Raw genomic sequence first — 21,084 nt, 5'->3', positions numbered from 1 at the left:
TGGAAACGGATTAGACAGACCGAAAAACCTGCTCAACGGATTTTCCGCTGTGAACCTCCTGAATGGCAGCGACAATGTTGGGATACGCCCCGCAGCGGCAAATATTCCCCGACATCCGTTCCCGAACCTCTTCGTTGGAGAGCTTCGCCGGTCCCGCTGGCTGCCGAACATTTTCAGTAACGTAGCTCGCGTGGCCTTTCCGGGCTTCATCGAGCATCGCCACCGCTGAGCAAATCTGGCCCGGCGTACAGAAGCCGCACTGGAAGCCGTCGTGTTTCAGAAAAGCCTCCTGCATTGGATGAAGCCGACCCGTCGGTGGTGCGGCATCCCGACCGTTGTTTCCCTGCGCGAGTCCTTCAATCGTCTGCACAGTTTTGCCTTCGCAACTCGCGGCCAGCGTCAGGCATGACAACACCCGATGACCGTTTACAATCACCGTACAGGCCCCACATTGGCCGTGGTCGCAGCCTTTTTTGGAGCCGGTCAGGTCAAGCCGTTCACGTAACGTGTCCAGCAACGTCATGCGCGAATCGACGGTGAGCTTACGGGCCGTACCGTTAACCCTACAGGCTACGGTAACGGCATTATCAAGGCTGGACGGAGCGATTTCGGCTGGGACTGCTTCCGTGAATGGGCGGGTTAGTAGTTGCGCTGCCACCGCCGATTGGGTCGCCAGGATGCCCCCGCCTGCCAGCGTCACCAGTTTGAGGAAGTGACGCCGATTGACACCCGTAGCCATAATCTCAGTCAGGTCTTCGGGCATTAGGTCGGCAAACAACCGCTTTTCATCCTCCGTCAGTTCAGGTGATTCGTTTTCGTCCATCGGATAACAGGAATTTTATTCGTCATTAAGGAGTCATTTACTTGTCAGGCTATTGTCGTTATATTGTTTTAGAATCACTGACTACATTTGACTACTTAACAACTACGGATGACTAACCAGGTGATGAGGCTTATTGTTGGGCGAGAAGTCATTTCCTAAGTTAGCAAGTAAAATCCTGAAAAATCTAACCTAAGCCCTGCACCAGTAGTTATCTGCTTTACCCTACAGATAAGCGGTAAACTACATCAACAGACATACGCAACGGTAGACTACAACAGGATGAACGAGAAGCCCTTAAGCAGACGCCAGGCCATTGGCGGAACCGGCGAACCGGCAGCGGCTTAGCCGCTTCTATGCGGTTGAAAGGCCGTAGGGCCTTGATTACACGAAACCACTAAAATAAACTATGGACAACCTGCAACCGGCTGCTGTGACCGGACCCGTTACCGACACAGAACGTGCGTATGCTATCGACTATCTGAAAACTTCACAAGCCAATCTGCATCAATCGCTTAGCGGACTGTCGATTGAGCAGGTAGCTTACAAACCTGATGGCAATCGGTGGTCTGTTAGCGAGTGTGTCGAGCACATCGCCTTAGTTGAGAGAGGCATTTTCAGCCGGATATTGACGGGTATGAACATCCCGGCCAAGCCGGAGAATCGAGCCAGCATCCGGGTATCGGACATCGATGTTATCAAAGCTGTCCGCAGCCGGACAACGGCGCTGCCAGCTCCAGCTCCTTTTGTGCCAACGGGCCGATTTGAAACGGTTGATGTGGCACTAAAGGTTTTTGATGAGCAGCGTAAAACGGCTATTGAGTTTGTAGAAACGACAACTGATGACCTGCGGACGCATTATTTCGAACATTTTGTGCTGGGTACGCTGGATGCCTACCAGGCGGTGTTGTTGCTGGCTTCTCATATGGAACGGCATCGAAAGCAAATCGACGAAGTAAAGGCCAGCCCCGGCTTCCCGAAATAAAGAAGTTTTAACACAGAGCACACAGCGGGTGAAAGAGATTCGCAGAGAAGAATAAAAACTCTGTGAATCTCTTTCACCCGCTGTGTGCTCTGTGTTAAAACTTTTGTGGTTAATAAACCAATACCTTCAACGATTTTGCTTTTTTACCATTGCCAGCGTTTACCTTCAGAAAATACAGGCCGGGGGCTAAACTGGTCTTTGCAGAAATATTGAGCGTCTTCGCTGTCTCGGACAGGTTCGTGCTGATAGGAATTTCAACGCCAGTAGTCGTGTAGAGGTTGATGCTGGCTGGTGCGGAATCCTGTCCGGAAAGGGTAAAACTACCCCGGTTTGGGTTCGGGAATACAGTTGCCTCCTGCGGCTGTTCGCCCGCCTTTGCCCGCACAGAAAGAATCGTTGACAGCGTGGCGCCACCGCCAACGTCGTTCTGTTTGAGTTGATAGTAGTAAATCGTTTCGGGCTGCACGTCTGCGTCGATAAACTCATAAACCGACTGCGATTGGGTAGTGGTATTACCCGCTATGAAGCCAATAGGCTCAAAACTCCGGGCATTTGTACTCTTTTGAATCTCGAAGCCCTGATTTTTCTCTTCCCAGGCCGTAACCCAGTTCAGGACAACGACATTGTTGCCAGCTTTGCCGGTGAACGAAACAAGACCAACAGGTAGAGGTGATGTGCCATTCAGCGTAACATTATCGAGCCGAAATGTTCCAGTGGCAGAAGCAGCGCCTGCCGCTAAATCGGCGCGTGTTGTGCCATACGGGTAAAACCTAAACGTTAACGTAGTGCCGGGTGGCACCGAAAAATCGGTAAAATCCCAGATGGTGACTGCGCCCATTGCGGGAGGACCACCGGGAGGAGATACAGGTGCCGCGCCCCAACTGGTCGACGTCGTAAATCCATCGGTACTGTATCGAACTTCCAACTGGTTAGGAGCTGTATTACTGGCTTGCCGAAAAAAGCTAAGTGAGCTTACGTTTAACTGAGCGCCTGCAGCAGCCGTCACTGAAAATTCAATGTACGAACTGTTATTGATGCTTGCCGTATTGTTTAACGTTGTCGAGTTAAACACGTCGGCAGCCGTAGTACACGTCACCGTACTTCTGGTGAGTGGCGTAGCGGTCGCGTTAGCTGATGTTGCCGGGGTGTTCCCTTGTGTTGGACAGGTTCCGGCACCTGTGAAGGTGTTGGTATAAATCTGCCCAAAGCTTACGGCTGATAAAGTTACTACAAAGGCCGCAATTAAGCTGCATCTTGAAAAAAAGTTACTATAAGTAAATATACCCATTATACGATTTGGTTTAAACCGTAATAATAAGCAGGTACAACAGAGTTTCCAAAAACAGGCGGCATTACCTGATGCAAGTCTGCCCGTTAGTAGCCCATCAAATCCAGATCGTCGGTATCAAGCATCTCGACCCGTTTGCCCATTTTTTTCTGAATAATTTTGAAGTGATGCTCGTCGTCGGGGCAAATCAGGGAGATGGCTTCACCCGTCGCTTCGGCGCGTCCAGTCCGGCCAATGCGGTGAATATAATCTTTGGGCGAACGGGGCAGCTCAAAATTGATGACGTAAGGCAGCAGTTGAATATCGATACCCCTCGACATTAAATCCGTAGCGACCAGCACCGTGAGTTTACCCGCCTTAAATTTCGCCAGGGCCTCCGTGCGGGCGCCCTGCGTTTTGCCGCTGTGAATAGCTGCTGCCTGAATACCATTTTTGGTCAGTTTAACCACGACGTTATCCGCCGTTCGGGTGGAAGAAACAAACAACAATACCTGTTTCATTTTTCCCTGCTTTATCATGTAGCGAAGCAGCGGCCCCTTGCGGTCCGGGCTAACCCGGTAGGCTACCTGTTTAATTAAATCCAGATTTTCGGCTTCCTCAGCGACCGAAAGCTGCACCGGATTTCGCAGCAGGTTTTCCCGGATGTCCTGAATGGCATCACCCAGCGTGGCTGAGAACAGAATGGTCTGCCGTTTGGCAGGCAACAGATCGAAAATCTGATCCATCTCATCGGCGAAACCCAGGTCGAGCATTTTGTCGGCCTCATCGAGCACTAAGATTTCGACTTTCGACAGATGCAGCGCTCGTTGCGCCACCAAATCCAACAATCGACCCGGCGTGGCCACCACAATTTCGGCTCCGTGTACGGCGATCATTTGCGGATTAATCGCCACTCCGCCATAGACCGCTACTGTTTTTACGGTTTGGGGAAGCGGCTCACTAAAGGCTTGAAAAACCTCGGCAACCTGCACGGCCAACTCGCGCGTGGGCACCAGGACCAGCACACTGATGGGTTTATTTTTGACGGCTTTTGTCCGGTGAAATAACTCCAGAATCGGCAACACAAAACCGGCAGTTTTGCCAGAGCCGGTCTTGGCAATACCCAGAATATCCCGCCCCGCCAGAATGGCCGGAATAGCCTCCTGCTGAATAGGATACGGACGCGTATACTTTTGTGCTGCGACTGCTTTTAGTAGCGGTTCAGCCAATCCGAGTGATGAAAACTGCATAGGAGAAATGAGTTATTTTTTACCGCTTCGTTTGATGGGCCTGCCGTATTTCAGCATCTTCTCGGCGGCATGGTCGCGCCGGACGTTTACCTTTTGGTTTTTAGCTGATTTCTCATGAAAAGCCGGGCCAACATCCTCCCGTTTAGGCCCCTTTACCTCCACCGTTTTCATGTAAATTTTCGGCTTTTCGTCGTCGGTCAACTCGGCCGAAATCACAAGACTATCGGGTAGGGGGAGCAACGGAATGGTGTACTTCATGAGTTGTTCGATAGCGGCCTGCTCCTCTTTTTCACCTTCAGTAATGAACGAAACAGCGTTTCCTTTTTTATCGGCCCGGCCGGTTCGCCCGATGCGGTGAATATAGACCTCCGGCACGTCGGGCAGATCGAAATTGATGACGTGCGACACATCGGCCACGTCGATGCCCCGCGCAATAACATCGGTAGCAATTAACACCCGATACGTACCTTGCTTGAACTGATTGACCGCGTCGAACCGCTGACTCTGCGCTTTGTTGGAGTGAATGATGCCCGCGCTGCCAGACAATTCCCCGTCGATCTGGTCAAATACCTGGTCGGCCAATGCCTTCGTGGCTGTAAACACCAGCACTTTAGTCATCGCGGGGTTCTGTTTCAGCAGAAGCGTCAGCAGGTTCACTTTCGTGTAGAAATTCGGAACCGGATAAGCGGTTTGTTCAATATTCTCCAACGGAGTGCCAACGGGGGCCGCTTCCACCCGAATCGGATTATTGAAATAGGTCGCCATCAATTGCTCGACATCGTCGGTCATGGTTGCCGAAAACAGCAGGTTTTGGCGTTTAGGCGGCAACAAATCCAGAATCGTTTTCAACTGCGTGCGAAAGCCAAGATTGAGCATTTCATCGACTTCATCAACCACGAGTTTCCTGATGGCCTTTGTTTTTACCGCCCCGTTCAGCAGAAAATCGACCAATCGGCCGGGTGTGGCCACCAGCACATCAACGCCCTGCTGCACCTCAGCTAACTGCGGCTTTAAGTTAACGCCCCCATAGACGCCAACCACAACGACATCCATATGGGTCGTCAATTGCTGAACCGATTTGACCACCTGCACAACCAGTTCGCGTGTGGGAACGATGATGACCACCTGCGCGAGCCGGTCTTTTGAAAATTGAAACTGCCGCAAACACGGCAACAGATAGGCAAACGTTTTGCCCGTACCCGTCTGCGCGATGCCACACACATCCTGCCCCGACATCACAACCGGGAATACCCGTTGCTGTATCGTTGTTGGCGTCGTGTAGTTCAGGTCCTGTAGGGCATTCAGCAGGGATTTATTCAGATTCAGTTCGTCGAACGTCATAGCGGCAAGTCAAATAAACCACAAAGGTAGCCTACTCTGTCAACTTGCTGCGTCTCTTTTCGGTTCGGGATTGTTCACTGAACGGCGTGGCATATGCCATATCTCCAAGATATGGCATATGCCACGCCGTTCAGTGAACAATCTATGAAAGCCGAATCGTATGGGCAAAAGGGGTGAAACCCGTGACGTAAACCGTAGGAGCGTCCATAGCTGGCAGGGCGCCCCGCAACTGAACCGTTTTGTGCAGGGCTAGCCCCGGACTAAACGTAATGGTGTCGGTCTGGACGGTATACGAACCCGACTCCGCCAGCAGGTAAGCGTTTGGCCGGCCGGGATGCTTCGTCACACCCGCGAACGTGCCCCCCGGCCTGAATATCAGTTCCAGGGAAACAGGAACACCATCGGTTCCGGCAATCTGAATGTGAACCTCCAGACCATTGCTGGCTTCGCCGATGGTTACGGTTGTCTGGAGATGCTGGACTTCACTTTGCGCCCGATTGGCGCGTGGCATTTTCTCCCAGTCGCCATCGCCGGGAATGGCGTTGCGGGGATATGGCTGATAATACGGCCCATCCAGCGACTGCGTCAGTACCCACTTTTCGCCCTGTTTCTGGAGTTTATCGGCCTGAAACTGGCCCTTGCCAAAAAACGAACTGGCCACCCGCACGCCCTGCAACACGGCCTGACCTTTATGAAACGTAAGCCAGACCGGGCTGGCCGACAGAATCGTACTGTCCCACTGGTTGCGACGAATCCTGACTAAGCCCGAATGCGGAAACGCCTTTACATAGTTGACCGGCAGGGGTTTACTAACGGGCAGTTCGTTCCATAGCGACAGGTCTTCCAGCAGATAGTCGAGTAGATAGGCAGCTTTGGGCAGGGCTGTTTTTTCGATTAGCCGACACATGGCGGCCATCTCGCCGTTTTTGTCGTGCAGGGCCATGTACCGATACGCATAATAATAGCCTTCCATCGTGCCAACTAAGGCTCTATCCTGACGACCTGAGGCTTCTGAGACGACCTCCCCGTTTGGGTGAACGTAATAGATCGTCATGGCCAGATTCTTCCGAACATACTCCAGCAGGGCCGGTTTGTTTAGCCCTTTCGCCATCGTAATCAGCAGGCGATTGGTCAGGGGTGAGTAAATCAGGGTACTGCGCTCGTTGTATTGCCCATCGTCGTCCATGTCGATCTGTTCGGCTAACCACTGCTCAATCCGGTTCAGGTAGCGGGCGTCGGGCCAGCGTTCGTGCAGTTTGGTCAGTGCAGCCGAGACAACCCATCGGTGATTTGGCGTATGAATGCCGCCCACAACCAAACTCTCGCCCGCCCGCAGCAGGAACGATTTGAACGTGGCCAGAACAGGCTCCATGCCGGGCGTCTGCGAACGTTCCAGCAGCGTGTAGGCTGGCACTAACCGCTTGACGATGAAACCCGTATCGGGCGTTGAATGAAAGTTCGTAGCCAGCAAATCGAGGGTGCCGTCCGTATGCTGCACCTTCAGCAGATAGCTCAAGGCTAAGGCCATTTCGTGCAGTAATTCGGTGGAGCGATAAAAACCGGATTCGGGGCAGGATAGCGCACAGGCCACCCGGCGAATGTAATCACTGGTTGACTGCGGGTTTGGTATGTCGTCGCCATCTTTCACCCCGCCGAACGCAACATCGGCGAAATCAGTAATCCGATACGTTTTTATAGTCGATAGCTGTTGGTCGTTAAGTTGGATTAGTTCGAGCAGCCAGGCCGGTTTCACCACTGCTGCAGGGGTCTCGAAATAAGCCATCGTCGGCAGGACCGGTAACAGGCTGAGCGAAGTTGTGCCAACCCGTACAAACGCTCGTCTATTCATTTTTCGGGGCAATTTTATAGTCTATGGATTCTTTAGATTCTGTGGTTTCTCCTGATAAACAGCCTGTTGCTGGCAATAGAAACCACAGAATCTGAAGGATTTAATTCTGCTCACGTATCAGGTAAGCGTAGGGGCTGCAACATTCTACCGCAAGTCTATTAGAAACCGGCTAAAAATTGGTCCTCTCCCGCCTAAACTCCCTAAATCCTCTGAAAGCGGCTTTGTCTCAACACGAGCGAAGTACCCTTCAGGGGGTTCAGGGAGTTTAGATGGCTTATTAGTCTTACTTTTAGGGCATGATAACTCCTGAGCAACACACGCAAATTCTGGCAGGCATGGGCATTGTAGCCCTAAACCCCATGCAGGAAGCCGCTCAACAAGCGATTCTACAGGATAATGATACGTTTTTGATAGCGCCCACCGGCTCCGGCAAGACGCTGGGGTTTCTGTTGCCCATTCTCGCCTTACTCGCCCCTGAGCAAACAACCGTGCAGTGCCTTATTCTGACGCCGTCGCGGGAGTTGGCCGGGCAAATTGAGCAGGTCTGGAAAAAGATGGCAACGGGCTACAAAGTGAACGTGTGCTATGGCGGGCATTCGGTGGAGACCGAAATCAAAAACCTGAGCCATCCACCCGCCGTCCTGATTGGCACGCCGGGCCGTATTGCTGACCATATTACCCGCCGTTCGTTTTCCTTGGAGGGCATTCATACGCTGGTATTGGACGAGTTTGACAAGTCGCTGGCGCTGGGGTTTCACGACGAAATGGCCTTTATCGTTGCCGCCTTACGCAACCTCAAAAAACGCGTGCTGGTCTCGGCCACGTCGGGCGTCCGCATTCCTGATTTCATTCAGCTCAATGCGCCCATAACCCTGACGTTCGAGGCTGAAAACGACGAGCAAACGGGTCTGGACATTAAGCTGGTTTATTCGGGGTCGAAAGACAAAATCGACACGCTGGTGGAACTGCTGTGTTCGCTGAATTCAGAAGCGGCTTTGATTTTCTGCAACCATCGGGAAACGGCTGAGCGCATCAGCCAACTGCTGGCCGAAGTGGGTATTCACTCCTTAGCGTATCATGGGGGCATGGAGCAGCCCGACCGCGAACGGGCGTTGGTTCAGTTTAGAAATGGCAGCGTCAGGTATCTGGTAACGACCGACTTAGCGGCTCGTGGGCTGGACATTCCCGACATGAAGCACGTTATCCATTATCATTTGCCGCAAAAGGCCGACGAGTTTGTGCATCGCAATGGCCGAACGGCGCGGATGCACGCATCGGGAACGGCCTACGTGATTTTGCATGAGGATGAAGCTCGCCCGGCCTACTTAGATGAATCGCTGAACGAGTTGGCGTTAGTGACCGGACATGCCTTACCTAAACCACCCGATTTTGTGACGCTGTACATCAGTGGCGGCCGAAAAAACAAGCTGAATAAAGTTGACATCGTTGGTTTTTTCTCGCAGAAAGGCGACCTGGAGAAAGGCGATTTAGGCCTTATCGAGGTTAACGATTTCAGTTCGTTTGCTGCCGTGAAACAGGCGAAAGTTCAGGCCTTTCTGGCGAAGATTAGTCAGGAGAAGATGAAAGGGAAGAAGTATAAAATCGAAGTAGCGCGATAAGACTAACTATCCCCTTTTTTGCGCTGCTTATCTACTCAAATCAACCGATTGCCAGTTCTGGCTGGCGACTCTCCCACCCGTCTGCTTAGATTTGAGAAGGTTTACATCGTTCCCTTCCCTTTTTCAACCTTATACCAATCATCACATCATGCACACTGTCTTTGCTGGCCTGTTGATGGCCTGTCTGTTAAGCACAAGCTACGCAATGACCATTTGTCCGCCGGTTATCACGAACGGAAAGCTACACGGTGTGCTGCCCGTCGTTAACCAAAAAGTAACGTACTCGGAAGTTGTCGATTGCGGTAGTGTGTCGCAGGCTGATTTGTTCCGAAGAACCCGGCTATGGGTCACTCAGTCGTGTACGTCGGCCAACGATACGTTTACCCTGAGCGACAAAGAGACCGGCGATTTGGTCGGGCGGGTGTCGCAGGTGGTGACCCTTCCCCGGTCGGAGAGTTCGGCGGGGGGTGTCTACATGGTTCGCTATAGTTTTGTGATTGAGTGCACGAACCGCAAATACCGGGCAACCATCACCCAAATCGACCTGGAGGATGGCAGCGCCCGGCCCACGCCCATCGAAGCCTATTGCCAGAAAAACGATAAAGACCTTCAGGCCATCTACGCCGAACTCGACCAGCAACTGAAGGGTAAGCTGGCGTCGCTTCAGGACAGTGTAAAAAATTACAAACCCTTCTGACCGGGCCAATTATGTTTTCTCTGCATTCGATTTGGTCGACCAGCCTGTTCGCCTTGCTGGGGCTGGGTGGTTTTGGCTTCCTCCTAAAAAGCGTTGCCAGCTTAGTCGCCATCTACACGGCTGGCCCCCGCATTGAACAGGCCGCTCAATCGACTGCCTTCTCCTTCGATTTACCGGAAAGCGGGGTGTACGAAATTGCGGTAAAACGGTCGTCCATGCTGGGCGTGATTCCCAGAACTAATTCATTTCAGGTGAGCGAACTTAAGCCCAAAAAAAGCATTCCCGTCGACCATTACACCTTCCTGACGAGCAAGCGCAGCGACATGTCGGGCAACCGGATTGTGCCGGTGGCGGCCTTCACCACCGACCGGCCGGGTTCATTTCAATTGGTCAACCCATCGACCAATACCTTCAGCCCAACCGACCGCCTGGTCATTGCAGCCAAACCGGGCTTTAAGGGTGTACTCCTGATACTGGCCACCGTGTTTTCGGGTATTTTCTTCATTGTCGGCCTGGTGTTCTTCATTCTGTCGCTGCTACAACCTGCTTCACTAACAACCTGATGAGTGGTTGCTGGCTCAACTTTTTTGGCACCCTAAATCTATTCCTGATGAATCGCACGGCGGCCTACCTGATAGGGCCTGAACTGGTCTGGATATTAATGCTCGCGCTGGTGGGTATCATTATTGCGCTCAACCAACCCCTTACGCGGTTAGACCATTGGGGACTTACCTTTTTTTTGTATACCTGTCTGCCTGCCATTGGCGTCATGCTCGCGTTTGTACCCTTGTTCTGGGCACCCGGAAGCCAATGGGGATGGCTGGCCCGGATTGGCTTCTCCAGCCTGATTGGCGTTGTGCTGTTGGTTGGTTATTTGAGTAAATCGGTCAGCTTTCAGGACATCCGCGACATCGGCGTAGGCATGGGATTTTTGCTGTTCGTCGGGTTAGGGTTAGCGATATTGGCCATTATGGTCTTCCTCGCCAGTCTGTTTCTGTTGTCTCACTGGCCCTTTCTGCCGGTCCTGAAATGGATTCTGATTGGGTTTACTGTATTGTTAATCGGGTTGCAAATTCAGTGGCGGCTGATGTAAAACAAACCTAAAAAGCAGGCTATTGCGGCTCTACTGCTTCAGGCTTTTCAGATAGGCGATGCTTTTGGGCATTTGCTCGTACTCTTTATTGCTCTCGTCTTCAATGAAATAATGTTTGACACCCGCTTTTTTCGCAAGGCGTATAATTTCAGGAATATTGACCTGCCCATCGCCGAGGGTCACGTCGTTTTCGGGAGGTGTTCCACCGGTCAGGTCGCCTTTGATGCCTTTTTTGAGGTCTTTCAGGTGCATCAGTTTAAAGCGACTGCCATAGTTTTTCAATAAGGCCACCGGGTCGGCTCCGCCATGCTGCGCCCACAAAATGTCCATCTCGAAGGAAACGTAGTCGGGGTTGGTATTTTTGACGATATAGTCGAAGAGCGTACCATTTTCGTAGGGCTGAAACTCGTAGCCGTGATTGTGGTAGCAGAATGTCAGGCCGTTTTCTTTCAGCACTTTGCCCACCCGGTTGAAATCCTCAACGGCTTTTTTCGCATTGTCGATATTGAAACTGCCTTTTTGATGCGGAATCCAGGAAACCATCACAAAGGAAGCACCCAAAGCCTTTGCTTTCTGAACAGTCTCGTCGGGCGCTTTTGAAATCTGGTCATAATTTGCCCCGGTCGAAGGAATGCTGATGCCCCGGTCGTTGCATAGTTTTTTGAACTCTTCGGGCGTCATGCCCTTTGGTGCGCCCGCTTCAATCTCGGTAATGCCTAAGGCTTTGATCGTATCTAACGTAGCCACAACACTCTTCGGAAAACTGTTTCGATAGGTGTAGGCCTGCACACCAATTGGGAAGGTGTATAGCGACTTCCCTTTCTGGGCAAAGCTGTCGGCTACGTTGAGTACGAGGGTTGTTACGAGGAACAACGGGAAAAGGATTTTTCTCATGGTTATAAGGCTCATTTATTCGTTCATAGCAGAAGGCACAACTCGTATTTATTTTACTTATTCTGAACTCCAGTCTGCAAGTAGATTTATCGTTTTTAAAACTCTGTCTGTCATGCAACGAAGAACGTTTATTCAGAACACCGGCCTGCTCACGGCGGCTCTGAGCGCAACCGGGTCAGACCTCTTAGCCACGTCGCAGGCGGCAACTTCAGCGAAGAACAAGTTGCCCAAATGGAAAGGCTTTAACCTACTGGATTTCTTCTCACCCGACCCTACCCGGAGCCGTCGGTCTACCCAGGAAGACCACCTGAAATGGATGCAGGATTGGGGCTTCGACTTTGTGCGGCTGCCGATGGCCTATCCGGCGTATCTCAAATTCGACCGGAGCCGCAACATCACGCCCGATGAGGTATATCAGATTGACCAGCAGGCCGTTGACCGGATTGACCAGTTGGTGATGCTGGCCCACAAGCACAACCTGCACGTGAGCCTGAACCTCCACCGCGCGCCCGGCTACTGCGTCAACGCGGGCTTCAATGAACCGTATAACCTCTGGACCGACCAGGCGGCCCTCGATGCGTTCTGCTTCCACTGGAACATGTGGGCGAAACGCTACAAAAATATCTCCTCTGAAAAAATCAGCTTCGACCTGCTCAACGAGCCGAGTATGCGGGCTGACATGAACGACCAGCATTCCAAACGGGGCAGTGTGCCGGGTGCAACCTACCGCAAAGTAGCTTTAGCCGCATCGACCGCCATTCGGAAAGAGAATCCGACACAGTTGATTATTGCCGATGGGAACGACACGGGCAGCTCGGTCATTCCCGAAATCACCGACCTCAACATCGCCCAGAGTTGCCGGGGCTACAATCCGGGCATCATCTCGCACTACAAAGCGCCCTGGGCTAACAAAGACCCTGAGCAGTTGCCCGAACCTAAATGGCCGGGGCAGGTCGGCGACAGGTACCTCAGCCGGGCCATGCTCGAAACGTTCTACAAACCCTGGATTGAGTTGGTCAACAAAGGCGTGGGCGTGCATTGTGGCGAGTGCGGCTGCTGGAACAAAACGCCCCACGACGTATTTCTTGCCTGGTTTGGCGATGTGCTCAGCATTCTATCCAGCAACGGAATCGGCTTTGCCCTCTGGGAATTCATCGGCGATTTTGGCATCCTGAACTCGGGCCGCACCGACGTTGCCTACGAAGACTGGCACGGCTACAAATTAGACCGGAAGCTACTGGAGTTGATTAGGAAGGCGTGAGAGGTTACTCTACAATTGACTTTCAGTCCATACAAGTACGACCCCTCCGGGGTCACATGTTTATAGGAAAATCTTGGCTATAAACATGTGACCCCGGAGGGGTCGTATTCATTCCCTTCCTTATCTCCGTTCGCAATGGGTTTAATCAGGCAAAGGCTTCTTCAAGATGGTTCGTGCGATTCGCCTGCCGATTCATCCGCCGATCAGACAAAGCGGCACTGTGGTTTGCCCTGTCTGATTCGAGGGCGGTTGTCCGGTCGCCCAGGGCTGATGCCCGTGCTTCAAAGGCTAATTCTTGCCGCAGGTAGTCGGTGGTTTGTTTATGCCGGGCTGTTTCTTCAACTAATTCTATCGTGAGTTGGCGGGCGTAAGTCTCATCGCCCGAAGCCTCCAGCAGATTTGTAAACTGAGTGGCGAAATCACTGTAGGCATAAGGCGTTGCACCCTTATCGACCGAAAGCTGAACCTGCCGGTACGACTGCGAGGCAAAATACAGGAGTTGATTTAAATTGCTCATAACTATAACTATCTGTGGCTTTGTTAACGCTATTTTAGGCTTATCTGTTACAAAAAGCAACAGTATCGGCTTTAACTAAATAAATAGTCGATAAATTGCACCATTCTCTCCTAAGTTAGATTTAGTTTACTTCCCGATAGGGTTACAGGCTATTACCCAAAGAACGTTTGGCGAAACAACCCCGGAACGCCAGTTCATTCGGCCTGAAGTGAACGTAGAAATTCCTTTATGTCCCTAAATTTTTAAAAAAAATTCACCTCCGTCTGTAATGTTTCACTGACTTAGTCGTCTTTGTCATTGAAATGGATTTACAAACCTTCAAACAACGCATACTACCCGCTCAGGGGCGCCTTTTCCGGCTGGCGCAGTTGTTTTTACGCAACCGCGAAGAGGCCGAGGATGCGTTGCAGGAGGTACTGCTGCGACTCTGGGCAAACCGGCAGCAATTAGATACCTACCACAGCGTAGAAGCGCTGGCCGTGCAGATGACCAAGAATCTGTGCTTAGACAAAATGAAAGCGCACAATCGGCAGAAAATGACCGATGACGCCGACATGCTGAGTCTACAGGCCGACGGCGTTTCGCCCTATCAGCAGATGGAATTTGCCGACAGTGCCGGGATCATCCGCAGGCTGATGGAGGCCCTGCCGGACCAGCAGAAACTTGTGCTCCATTTACGCGACGTTGAGGAATATTCATTCGAGGAAATCGAACAGCTAACGGGCCTCAGTGTCAACAACATACGAGTGATTTTGTCGCGGGCACGGCAACGGCTCCGGGACAACTACGTAAAAACCAACGACTATGAAGCAGGACATTGAAACGCTGCTGGAGAAATATTACGAGGGCGAAACCTCGCTGGCTGAAGAAAAGCAGTTGCGGCAGTTTTTCCAGCAGGAGACCATTCCGGCCCATTTGCAGCACCATGCCGGACAGTTTCGCTACTTCACCGACGCCCGAAAGCAGCACCCGTCCGCCGAATTCAACAGTCGGTTAGCGGCTAAATTGAGCGCACCCGAACCGAGCCGGGTCATTAGTTTCACCGGCTGGAGTCTGCGTATAGCCGCCAGCGTGCTGCTGCTGCTGGTTGGCTTCGCGGGTGGAACCGTCTACAACCAGTGGCGTTCAACCCGACCGATTGCCCAACCGACCGCATCCGCCACAGACGTAGCCTCCGGGCAGGCAATAAAAAAAGTGCTGGCCTTCGAGCAAACCCCCAAAACGTCGGCCAGCGAGCGTATTCAGGCCGTTAATCAGAGTTACGAACTGACTCAGCCCGATGGGGACATTACCCAATTGCTGCTCAACACGCTGAATTTCGATGCTAATGTGAACGTGCGCTTAGCGGCCTGTCAGGCACTGGCTCGCTTCGAGAACGAGCCGGACGTGCGCGATGGATTAATTCAATCGCTGAAAATCCAAACCGACCCAAACGTTCAGATCACGCTTATCGAGGTGCTGGTGGCCATTAAGGAAAAGCGGGCTGTTGCCGAAATGCAGCGATTAGCCCAGAATCAACAAGCCCTCGATGCGGTGCGACTCAAAGCCGAAGAGGGCGCCAATCGCCTGCGGGGGAAGAAAAACGCTGCGTCGTAATTTCACGCAAAAACGTTGACAAATCGGACCGCACGGGCGGCCCCGCGCCGAAGCGGCTGATAACTCTGATAATCAATGAACTATAGTATCCGATTTGTCAAAGTTGATACTATGATTCTTCCGGCACCAGCTAACTACGAACTACAAACCATTTAAATCAAACCAATTCATGAAAAAGCTGCTCCTGCTGAGCGCTGGCTTCGTGTGGTGTATCGCCACGGTCCAGGCTCAGGAATACAAAACCAAACTGGCAAATGCCAAAGACCGCAAAGTGACCATTGAGATGGACGCCGGTTCGCTCAAAATTGAAGGGCATAACAGCGATGAGGTTATCATTCAGGCATCGTCGGGCTACGAGGCTCCGCCCGAACGGGCTAAAGGATTGAAACCAATCTACAACACAGCCGTCGATAATTCCGGTATTGGCCTGGCCGTAACGCCGGAAAGCGGTGGCCTGAAAATTGAAAAAGCGACCCGCAGGCAGATCAAGTACACCATTAAACTTCCCCGAAAAGTGGCGCTCCTCTACCAGGAAACCAACTGGCAGGGGTCGAACGTCACCGTCAGCAACATGGATGGCGATCTGGAAATCCGCACCAACAATGCTTCCATCGACCTCAACAACGTGACCGGCCCGGTGGTGGCCAACACGATTAATGGGGAAGTAAGTGTGGTCTACTCGACGTTGAGTCAGGAGAAACCAACGGCCATTTCTACCATCAACGGCCCCATCGACATTACCCTGCCCGCCACTGCCAAAGCAAACCTGAAGCTCCGCTCGATACAAGGCGAAATGTACACGGACTTTGACCTGGGCGTAAAAAACACAAAAGATGGGATGACCAAAGTGGGCGGTGGGCATAACATCGATGGGTCCACAAACGGTGGTGGCGTTGAGATGCAGCTCAAGACCATCAACAGCAATATCTACATCCGTAAGCAAAAATGAGCCTTTTTCCTCGCTACTCTCATGAAAAAACTACTCTTCCTTCTGCTGCTCAGTCTGCTCATTCGCCCGGCATTCGCCCAGCGAATCATCCAGAAAACAATGCCGGTTGCCTCAGGTCAGACGGTAAATCTGAATCTGAGATTTGCCGACAGTATCCGGGTTCGTTACTGGGATAAACCCGAACTGTCGGTCCGTATATCGATTACCATTAACGGGGGCAAATTAAACGAGGCCCTGGTGGTGACAAGCGGCTCGACAGCGCAGGAGGTCAGCCTTAAAACCGATTTCGATAAGGACCTCATCAAACGGGGTAAACCCGAAGACTGCCCCGGCCAGCATAGTTCCTGGGGCAATGACCGCGACGGCGAACGGTATACGGTATGCAGCGACATCAATTATCAGGTGTTTCTGCCCCGACAGGCGCAACTCAACATCGAAACCATCAATGGCAATATCGATATTCAGGGCGCTACGGGCGCGGTGTTTGCCAAAACCATCAGCGGGTTCGTCGATATGAGCTGGCCTAAATCGAAAGGCGCTAACTTAGCCATGAAAACCATAACCGGCGAAGTTTATTCAGACTTAGAGATTGATTTTAAGAACAAGAAGCAGAAACATCCGATTGTGGGCTACCTGCTCGAAGGAACCGTTAACGGCGGAGGGCCTGCCGTTCGGCTGGAGTCGATCAGCAACGATGTGTATCTGCGGAGAAGAGATTGAGTACTAAGTCCCTCACTCCCTCGCCCCAACCCCTCGCCCAGGGGGAGAGGAGCTAAAAAACCGGGTGGCAAAGCCCCTCTCCAGGGGGTGAGGGTAATTGGACAGTAGATAACCCCCTCTTTACCGTTTGCCAAATAGATTCTGTCTATTTAGGAATGTCCTTAACCATTACCCTCCTCGGTATTCTGGCCCTTATTGCCCTGATTTCCTGGGTACGATTGCACGCCTTTCTGGCGTTTCTGGCGGTATCGATGAGCGTTGGACTGGCGCTGGGTCTGAAACCGTTGGCCCTTGTCGAGGCCATTCAGAAAGGCATCGGCAGTACGCTCGGCTCCATCACGGCCATTATCGCCCTGGGCGCGATGCTCGGAAAATTAGTGGCCCAGAGCGGAGCGGCTCAACGGATTGCCGTCAACATGATGGCCCTGGTTGGTACGCGACGGGCACGCTGGGCGTTCATGGTGACGGGTTTTATTGTTGGCCTGCCGCTTTTTTATTCGGTGGGGTTCATGCTGCTGGCCCCGTTGGTCATTACAGTAGCGTATCGGTATAAGTTGCCCGCGCTGTATATTGGCCTGCCCATGCTGGCTTCGCTGTCGGTTACGCAGGGCTATCTGCCGCCCCACCCAGCCCCGTTAGCCATTCTGAAGCAGTTCAACGCCGACATGGGCCTGACGCTTTTCTACGGCATCCTTGTTTCCATTCCGGCTATTCTCGTGTCGGGCGCGTTGTTCGGCTCCACGCTGAAACGCTACACTACGCTGCCCAATCCGGCGTTTATTGCGGCCGATTTGCCCGACGACCAGATGCCCTCGGCCCGCGTGAGTTTCCTGACGGTTTTGCTCCCCATTCTGCTCATTGGCATCAGCACCGTAGCCAGTCCATTTCTGCCCGCCGGGTCGGTTGGGCAACAGATTCTCCTGTTCGTGGGCGAACCCGTCGTCAGCATGTTTTGTGCGGTTGTGGTCGCTGCCCTGACGCTGGGCATCTGGCGCGGAAAATCAATGCCGGAGGTTACTACACTTCTGGCCGACGCCGTTAAAGACGTAGCCCTGCTGTTTTTAATTTTTGGCGGGGCGGGGGCCTTGAAACAAGTGCTGACCGACGGGGGCGTCAATCAGTCGATTGCCGACCTGATGCGCGACTCGTCGGTGCATCCGTATGTGCTGGCCTGGGGCATGGCCGCGCTCATCCGCGTGGCTGTAGGGTCCTCAACGGTGTCGGGCATCACGACTGCCGGATTTGTGACGCCGTTGCTGAGCGCGTCGGGGGTGGAGCCGAACCTGATGGTGCTGAGCATTGGGGCTGGGAGCATGATGTTCTCGCACGTCAACGACACAGGTTTCTGGTTATTCCGCGAATACTTTCAACTCTCGATGGCCGACACGCTCAAAACCTGGTCGGTGATGGAAACACTGGTGTCGGTGTCGGGTCTGGCGGGCGTGATGGCGTTGAGCTGGATTTTGGGATAATGCGATTTGGTGTATCCGCCGTAAGCTCGTAAATTCCACGCTGATACATTTTCTTTGCACGATTCTATGGATGTAGAGCCTGATTCGCCCCCCCCTTCGCCAAAACCCGTCAGCAGTTTTGGTAGAGTATATGGTCTTCTCCGAGAACGCTGGCCCGATTATGTGCTGGAGGTTATCGTGATCATTTTTAGTATTACCATTTCTTTTGCGCTCGACGAATGGAAAGATAGTCGGCAAAAAAAGGAACTGGAGCAGATTTACCTGAAAGGACTGTACAGCGACATAACAACGGATGTGCAGGAACTAAACGAGATTATTGCCGAGACCCAGCAGGTTATTCAGAAAGCCAAAACTCTTTCCGAAGCTGATGGACAAACGCCGGGTTTGGCTAACAATCAATTTTTAAACAACGTCCGGTTCGTGTTCAAACGCCCCCGCTTCATTGCCGAAGATGCTACATTTTCCGACCTGAAAAGCACGGGCAATATGCAGGTGATCAGCAGCTTTCCCCTGAAAAATGCCCTTTTTGAATACTACAGGCAATACGAAGCGATTGTACAGGTCGAAGCCGCCGAATTAGACGCAACCAATTCAATTATTGGTCCCTATCTGCTCACCCGATTACCCTTGGCAGGCAAAGAAACAACAGCCAGTTCGACCACCCTTGCCAACGATATGGCGTTTCAGAACATGATGCTGGTCCGGCGTTCCACACGGGAAGAACTTCTAAGCGATTATGAGCAATCACTTAAGTTAGGCAACGAGATTTTGGCCTTTATCAAGCCGAAACTGAATAAGTAGGTCCGGCCTATTTCCCGTCAATGAAGCAAGCAACATTTCGCTCAATAAACTGTCTGATGAATACGACTTCAGGAACTTACACCATGAAACTACTTTTGCTTTGCTGGACGGCCTTTATTACCGGAACCGCCTGCGCCCAGCCTTTATACACGCCCCGGAATATCAAAAAAGCGTATCAGAAGGGAACGCGGTCGATAAACGGAAAGCCCGGCCCGAACTATTGGCAAAATTCGGCCCGGTACGACATCACCGTTACGGCCACGCCACCCAGCCGCACCATTCAGGGCAAAGAGGAAATTACCTATAGCAACAATAGCCCGGACACCCTGCGGTTTCTGGTGGTCAAACTACTTCTGAATGGCCACATACCCGGCGCCATTCGGCAGGCACGGGTCTCCACCGACTACATGACGGCAGGTATTCAGATTGATAAATTTGCCGAAAACAAGGTGGCCCGCAACTGGTCTGCCGGCACGAGTACGTGGCAGCAAATTTCCTTAACGAAACCGCTGCTGCCGAAGGATTCGGTTAAGCTGTCGTTCGACTGGCATTATGACCTTTCGGCGGAAAGCGGCCGCGAAGGTGTGCTTGATTCAACGACCTTTTTTCTGGCCTATTTCTACCCCCGCGTGGCGGTTTATGATGACTACTACGGCTGGGACCGAACCACGTTTACCGACGCTCAGGAGTTTTACAACGACTTCAACGACTACACCTTTACGGTGAACGTACCGGCAAATTATGTGGTCTGGGCAACGGGCAATCTGCTCAATGCCGATGCCGTTTTGCAACCGACGTTCGCCAAACGCCTGACCGAATCCATGACGACCGATTCGCTTGTGCATGTGGCAACTCTGACCGACATAAAGGCCAAAAACGTAACGAAGCAACAGGCTGTAAATAGCTGGACATGGAAGGCCGACTACGTGCCCGATGTTACGCTGTGCCTGAGCAATCAGTACGTCTGGGATGCGTCGAGTGTGGTTGTCGATAAAAAAACAGGTCGGCGGGCCAGTGTACAGGCCGCTTTTTTAGACGATGCCAGCGATTTTCACCAGATGGTGGGCTTCGGGCGTCACGCACTCGACTGGTTATCGACCAACTGGCCCGGCATCCCGTACCCGTATCCGAAAACAACCATCGTTCAGGGATTTGCCGACATGGAATACCCCATGATGGTGAACGATGCAACCACGAGCGATCTGAATTTTTCGCGCTTTGTGGCCGAGCATGAATTGGCCCATACGTGGTTCCCATTCTACATGGGTATCAACGAAACCCGCTACGGCTTCATGGACGAGGGCTGGGTAACGGCCTTTGAACACCTGATTAGCCAGGCCGATTTGGGCAGCCAGACGGCTATGAAAAATTTCCAGGGTTTCCGGGTGCAAAACTGGATTAGAGACGCATCGGCCGAGCAGGATTTACCAATTATTACCCCAGCCAATGTGCTGAGCGGGGTGTCGCTGGGCAATAACGAATACGGTAAAGCCGCGCTGGGGTATCTGGCCCTGAAAGAGTTGCTGGGCGATGCGCTGTTCAAAAAATCGCTGCACGAATTTATAACCCGCTGGCAGGGAAAACACCCAACTCCCTGGGACATGTTTTACAGTTTCAACAGCGCGTCGGGCAAAGACCTGAACTGGTTCTGGAACAACTGGTTTTTCAGCAATAATTACATCGACTTCGCCATTCAAAACGTGGTGACCTTGCCAACCAAATGCGCGATTACGCTTCAGAATATCGGCGGCTATGTGGCCCCGGTCGATGTTGTCATAACCTTTGCAGATGGAACCAAAGAGACGTTTCACCAAACGCCTGGGCTTTGGCAGGCCAATCAAAAGCAGGCAACGGTCAATTTGCCGGTCAAAAAGAACGTGCAGTCGGTACAATTAGATGGAGGCATTTTCATGGACGCCGACGAGAGCAATAATACCTGGAAAGCGAAGTGAG

20 protein-coding genes are annotated in these 21,084 nt (G+C 52.3%); 13 read left to right on the top strand and 7 right to left on the bottom strand.

Going from position 1 to position 21,084, the window contains the following annotated elements:
• Positions 1 to 10: 10 nt before the first annotated feature.
• Positions 11 to 823, bottom strand: coding sequence for a 2Fe-2S iron-sulfur cluster-binding protein (locus ACYVI1_RS07035; protein ID WP_460908213.1), 813 nt, complete (start codon positions 821 to 823; stop codon positions 11 to 13).
• Between the two features lie 406 nt (positions 824 to 1,229).
• On the opposite strand from ACYVI1_RS07035, the gene ACYVI1_RS07030 reads away from it, so the two are divergent.
• A complete protein-coding gene (locus ACYVI1_RS07030; protein ID WP_460908211.1) occupies positions 1,230 to 1,805 on the top strand; it encodes a DinB family protein in 576 nt (191 codons plus the stop codon).
• Positions 1,806 to 1,914: 109 nt separating this feature from the next.
• On the opposite strand, the gene ACYVI1_RS07025 is transcribed toward ACYVI1_RS07030, so the two are convergent.
• The 4 genes from ACYVI1_RS07025 to ACYVI1_RS07010 all read right to left on the bottom strand — a co-directional run bounded on the left by ACYVI1_RS07025 (position 1,915) and on the right by ACYVI1_RS07010 (position 7,512).
• Complete coding sequence (locus ACYVI1_RS07025) at positions 1,915 to 2,901, bottom strand: T9SS type A sorting domain-containing protein (protein ID WP_460908209.1); 987 nt, start codon at positions 2,899 to 2,901, stop codon at positions 1,915 to 1,917.
• A gap of 278 nt (positions 2,902 to 3,179) precedes the next feature.
• Positions 3,180 to 4,322, bottom strand: a complete 1,143-nt coding sequence (locus ACYVI1_RS07020) for a DEAD/DEAH box helicase (protein WP_460908207.1) — start codon at positions 4,320 to 4,322, stop codon at positions 3,180 to 3,182.
• A 12-nt stretch (positions 4,323 to 4,334) separates the two neighbouring features.
• Complete coding sequence (locus tag ACYVI1_RS07015) at positions 4,335 to 5,663, bottom strand: DEAD/DEAH box helicase (RefSeq protein WP_460908205.1); 1,329 nt, start codon at positions 5,661 to 5,663, stop codon at positions 4,335 to 4,337.
• Between the two features lie 142 nt (positions 5,664 to 5,805).
• Positions 5,806 to 7,512, bottom strand: coding sequence for a hypothetical protein (locus tag ACYVI1_RS07010; protein WP_460908203.1), 1,707 nt, complete (start codon positions 7,510 to 7,512; stop codon positions 5,806 to 5,808).
• Between the two features lie 296 nt (positions 7,513 to 7,808).
• Here ACYVI1_RS07010 and ACYVI1_RS07005 point away from each other — a divergent pair, with 296 nt between their 5' ends.
• From ACYVI1_RS07005 to ACYVI1_RS06990, 4 genes are all read left to right on the top strand, one after another.
• Positions 7,809 to 9,131 (top strand): DEAD/DEAH box helicase, encoded by a 1,323-nt coding sequence (locus ACYVI1_RS07005; protein ID WP_460908200.1) that lies wholly within the window; start codon positions 7,809 to 7,811, stop codon positions 9,129 to 9,131.
• Positions 9,132 to 9,279: 148 nt separating this feature from the next.
• A complete protein-coding gene (locus tag ACYVI1_RS07000; RefSeq protein ID WP_460908198.1) occupies positions 9,280 to 9,828 on the top strand; it encodes a DUF4468 domain-containing protein in 549 nt (182 codons plus the stop codon).
• Positions 9,829 to 9,839: 11 nt separating this feature from the next.
• Positions 9,840 to 10,391, top strand: a complete 552-nt coding sequence (locus tag ACYVI1_RS06995; RefSeq protein ID WP_460908196.1) for a hypothetical protein — start codon at positions 9,840 to 9,842, stop codon at positions 10,389 to 10,391.
• Positions 10,391 to 10,921 (top strand): hypothetical protein, encoded by a 531-nt coding sequence (locus ACYVI1_RS06990; protein WP_460908194.1) that lies wholly within the window; start codon positions 10,391 to 10,393, stop codon positions 10,919 to 10,921. Before ACYVI1_RS06995 ends, ACYVI1_RS06990 begins: the two co-directional genes overlap by 1 nt.
• 30 nt (positions 10,922 to 10,951) lie before the next feature.
• On the opposite strand, the gene ACYVI1_RS06985 is transcribed toward ACYVI1_RS06990, so the two are convergent.
• Complete coding sequence (locus tag ACYVI1_RS06985) at positions 10,952 to 11,815, bottom strand: sugar phosphate isomerase/epimerase family protein (RefSeq protein ID WP_460908192.1); 864 nt, start codon at positions 11,813 to 11,815, stop codon at positions 10,952 to 10,954.
• Positions 11,816 to 11,927: 112 nt separating this feature from the next.
• Here ACYVI1_RS06985 and ACYVI1_RS06980 point away from each other — a divergent pair, with 112 nt between their 5' ends.
• Positions 11,928 to 13,076: a glycoside hydrolase family 5 protein gene (locus ACYVI1_RS06980; RefSeq protein ID WP_460908190.1), complete on the top strand. Its 1,149-nt coding sequence runs from the start codon at positions 11,928 to 11,930 to the stop codon at positions 13,074 to 13,076.
• A gap of 145 nt (positions 13,077 to 13,221) precedes the next feature.
• Here the strand turns inward: ACYVI1_RS06980 and ACYVI1_RS06975 are convergent, their stop codons facing one another.
• On the bottom strand, positions 13,222 to 13,593 hold the full coding sequence (locus ACYVI1_RS06975; RefSeq protein WP_460908188.1) for a hypothetical protein: 372 nt from the start codon (positions 13,591 to 13,593) through the stop codon (positions 13,222 to 13,224).
• Positions 13,594 to 13,895: 302 nt separating this feature from the next.
• Here ACYVI1_RS06975 and ACYVI1_RS06970 point away from each other — a divergent pair, with 302 nt between their 5' ends.
• The 7 genes from ACYVI1_RS06970 (at position 13,896) to ACYVI1_RS06940 (ending at position 21,083) form a co-directional block, all read left to right on the top strand.
• Entirely contained in the window at positions 13,896 to 14,414 is a 519-nt protein-coding gene (locus tag ACYVI1_RS06970) for an RNA polymerase sigma factor (protein ID WP_460908186.1), read from the top strand.
• A complete protein-coding gene (locus ACYVI1_RS06965) occupies positions 14,398 to 15,189 on the top strand; it encodes a HEAT repeat domain-containing protein (RefSeq protein WP_460908184.1) in 792 nt (263 codons plus the stop codon). Before ACYVI1_RS06970 ends, ACYVI1_RS06965 begins: the two co-directional genes overlap by 17 nt.
• A gap of 169 nt (positions 15,190 to 15,358) precedes the next feature.
• Entirely contained in the window at positions 15,359 to 16,138 is a 780-nt protein-coding gene (locus ACYVI1_RS06960; protein ID WP_460908182.1) for a DUF4097 family beta strand repeat-containing protein, read from the top strand.
• Positions 16,139 to 16,159: 21 nt separating this feature from the next.
• Positions 16,160 to 16,858 carry a DUF4097 family beta strand repeat-containing protein gene (locus ACYVI1_RS06955; RefSeq protein ID WP_460908179.1) on the top strand — a complete coding sequence of 233 codons (699 nt, stop codon included), beginning with the start codon at positions 16,160 to 16,162 and terminating at the stop codon, positions 16,856 to 16,858.
• A gap of 155 nt (positions 16,859 to 17,013) precedes the next feature.
• Positions 17,014 to 18,330, top strand: a complete 1,317-nt coding sequence (locus tag ACYVI1_RS06950; protein WP_460908176.1) for a gluconate:H+ symporter — start codon at positions 17,014 to 17,016, stop codon at positions 18,328 to 18,330.
• Between the two features lie 66 nt (positions 18,331 to 18,396).
• Positions 18,397 to 19,131, top strand: coding sequence for a hypothetical protein (locus tag ACYVI1_RS06945; RefSeq protein WP_460908174.1), 735 nt, complete (start codon positions 18,397 to 18,399; stop codon positions 19,129 to 19,131).
• An 83-nt stretch (positions 19,132 to 19,214) separates the two neighbouring features.
• Complete coding sequence (locus ACYVI1_RS06940; RefSeq protein ID WP_460908172.1) at positions 19,215 to 21,083, top strand: M1 family metallopeptidase; 1,869 nt, start codon at positions 19,215 to 19,217, stop codon at positions 21,081 to 21,083.
• The last annotated feature ends 1 nt before the right edge of the window (position 21,084 follow it).

It is taken from the genome of Spirosoma areae (assembly GCF_054781775.1).
Note: the sequence above shows the minus strand (reverse complement) of the source record. Positions and strands in the feature narration are given on the sequence as shown.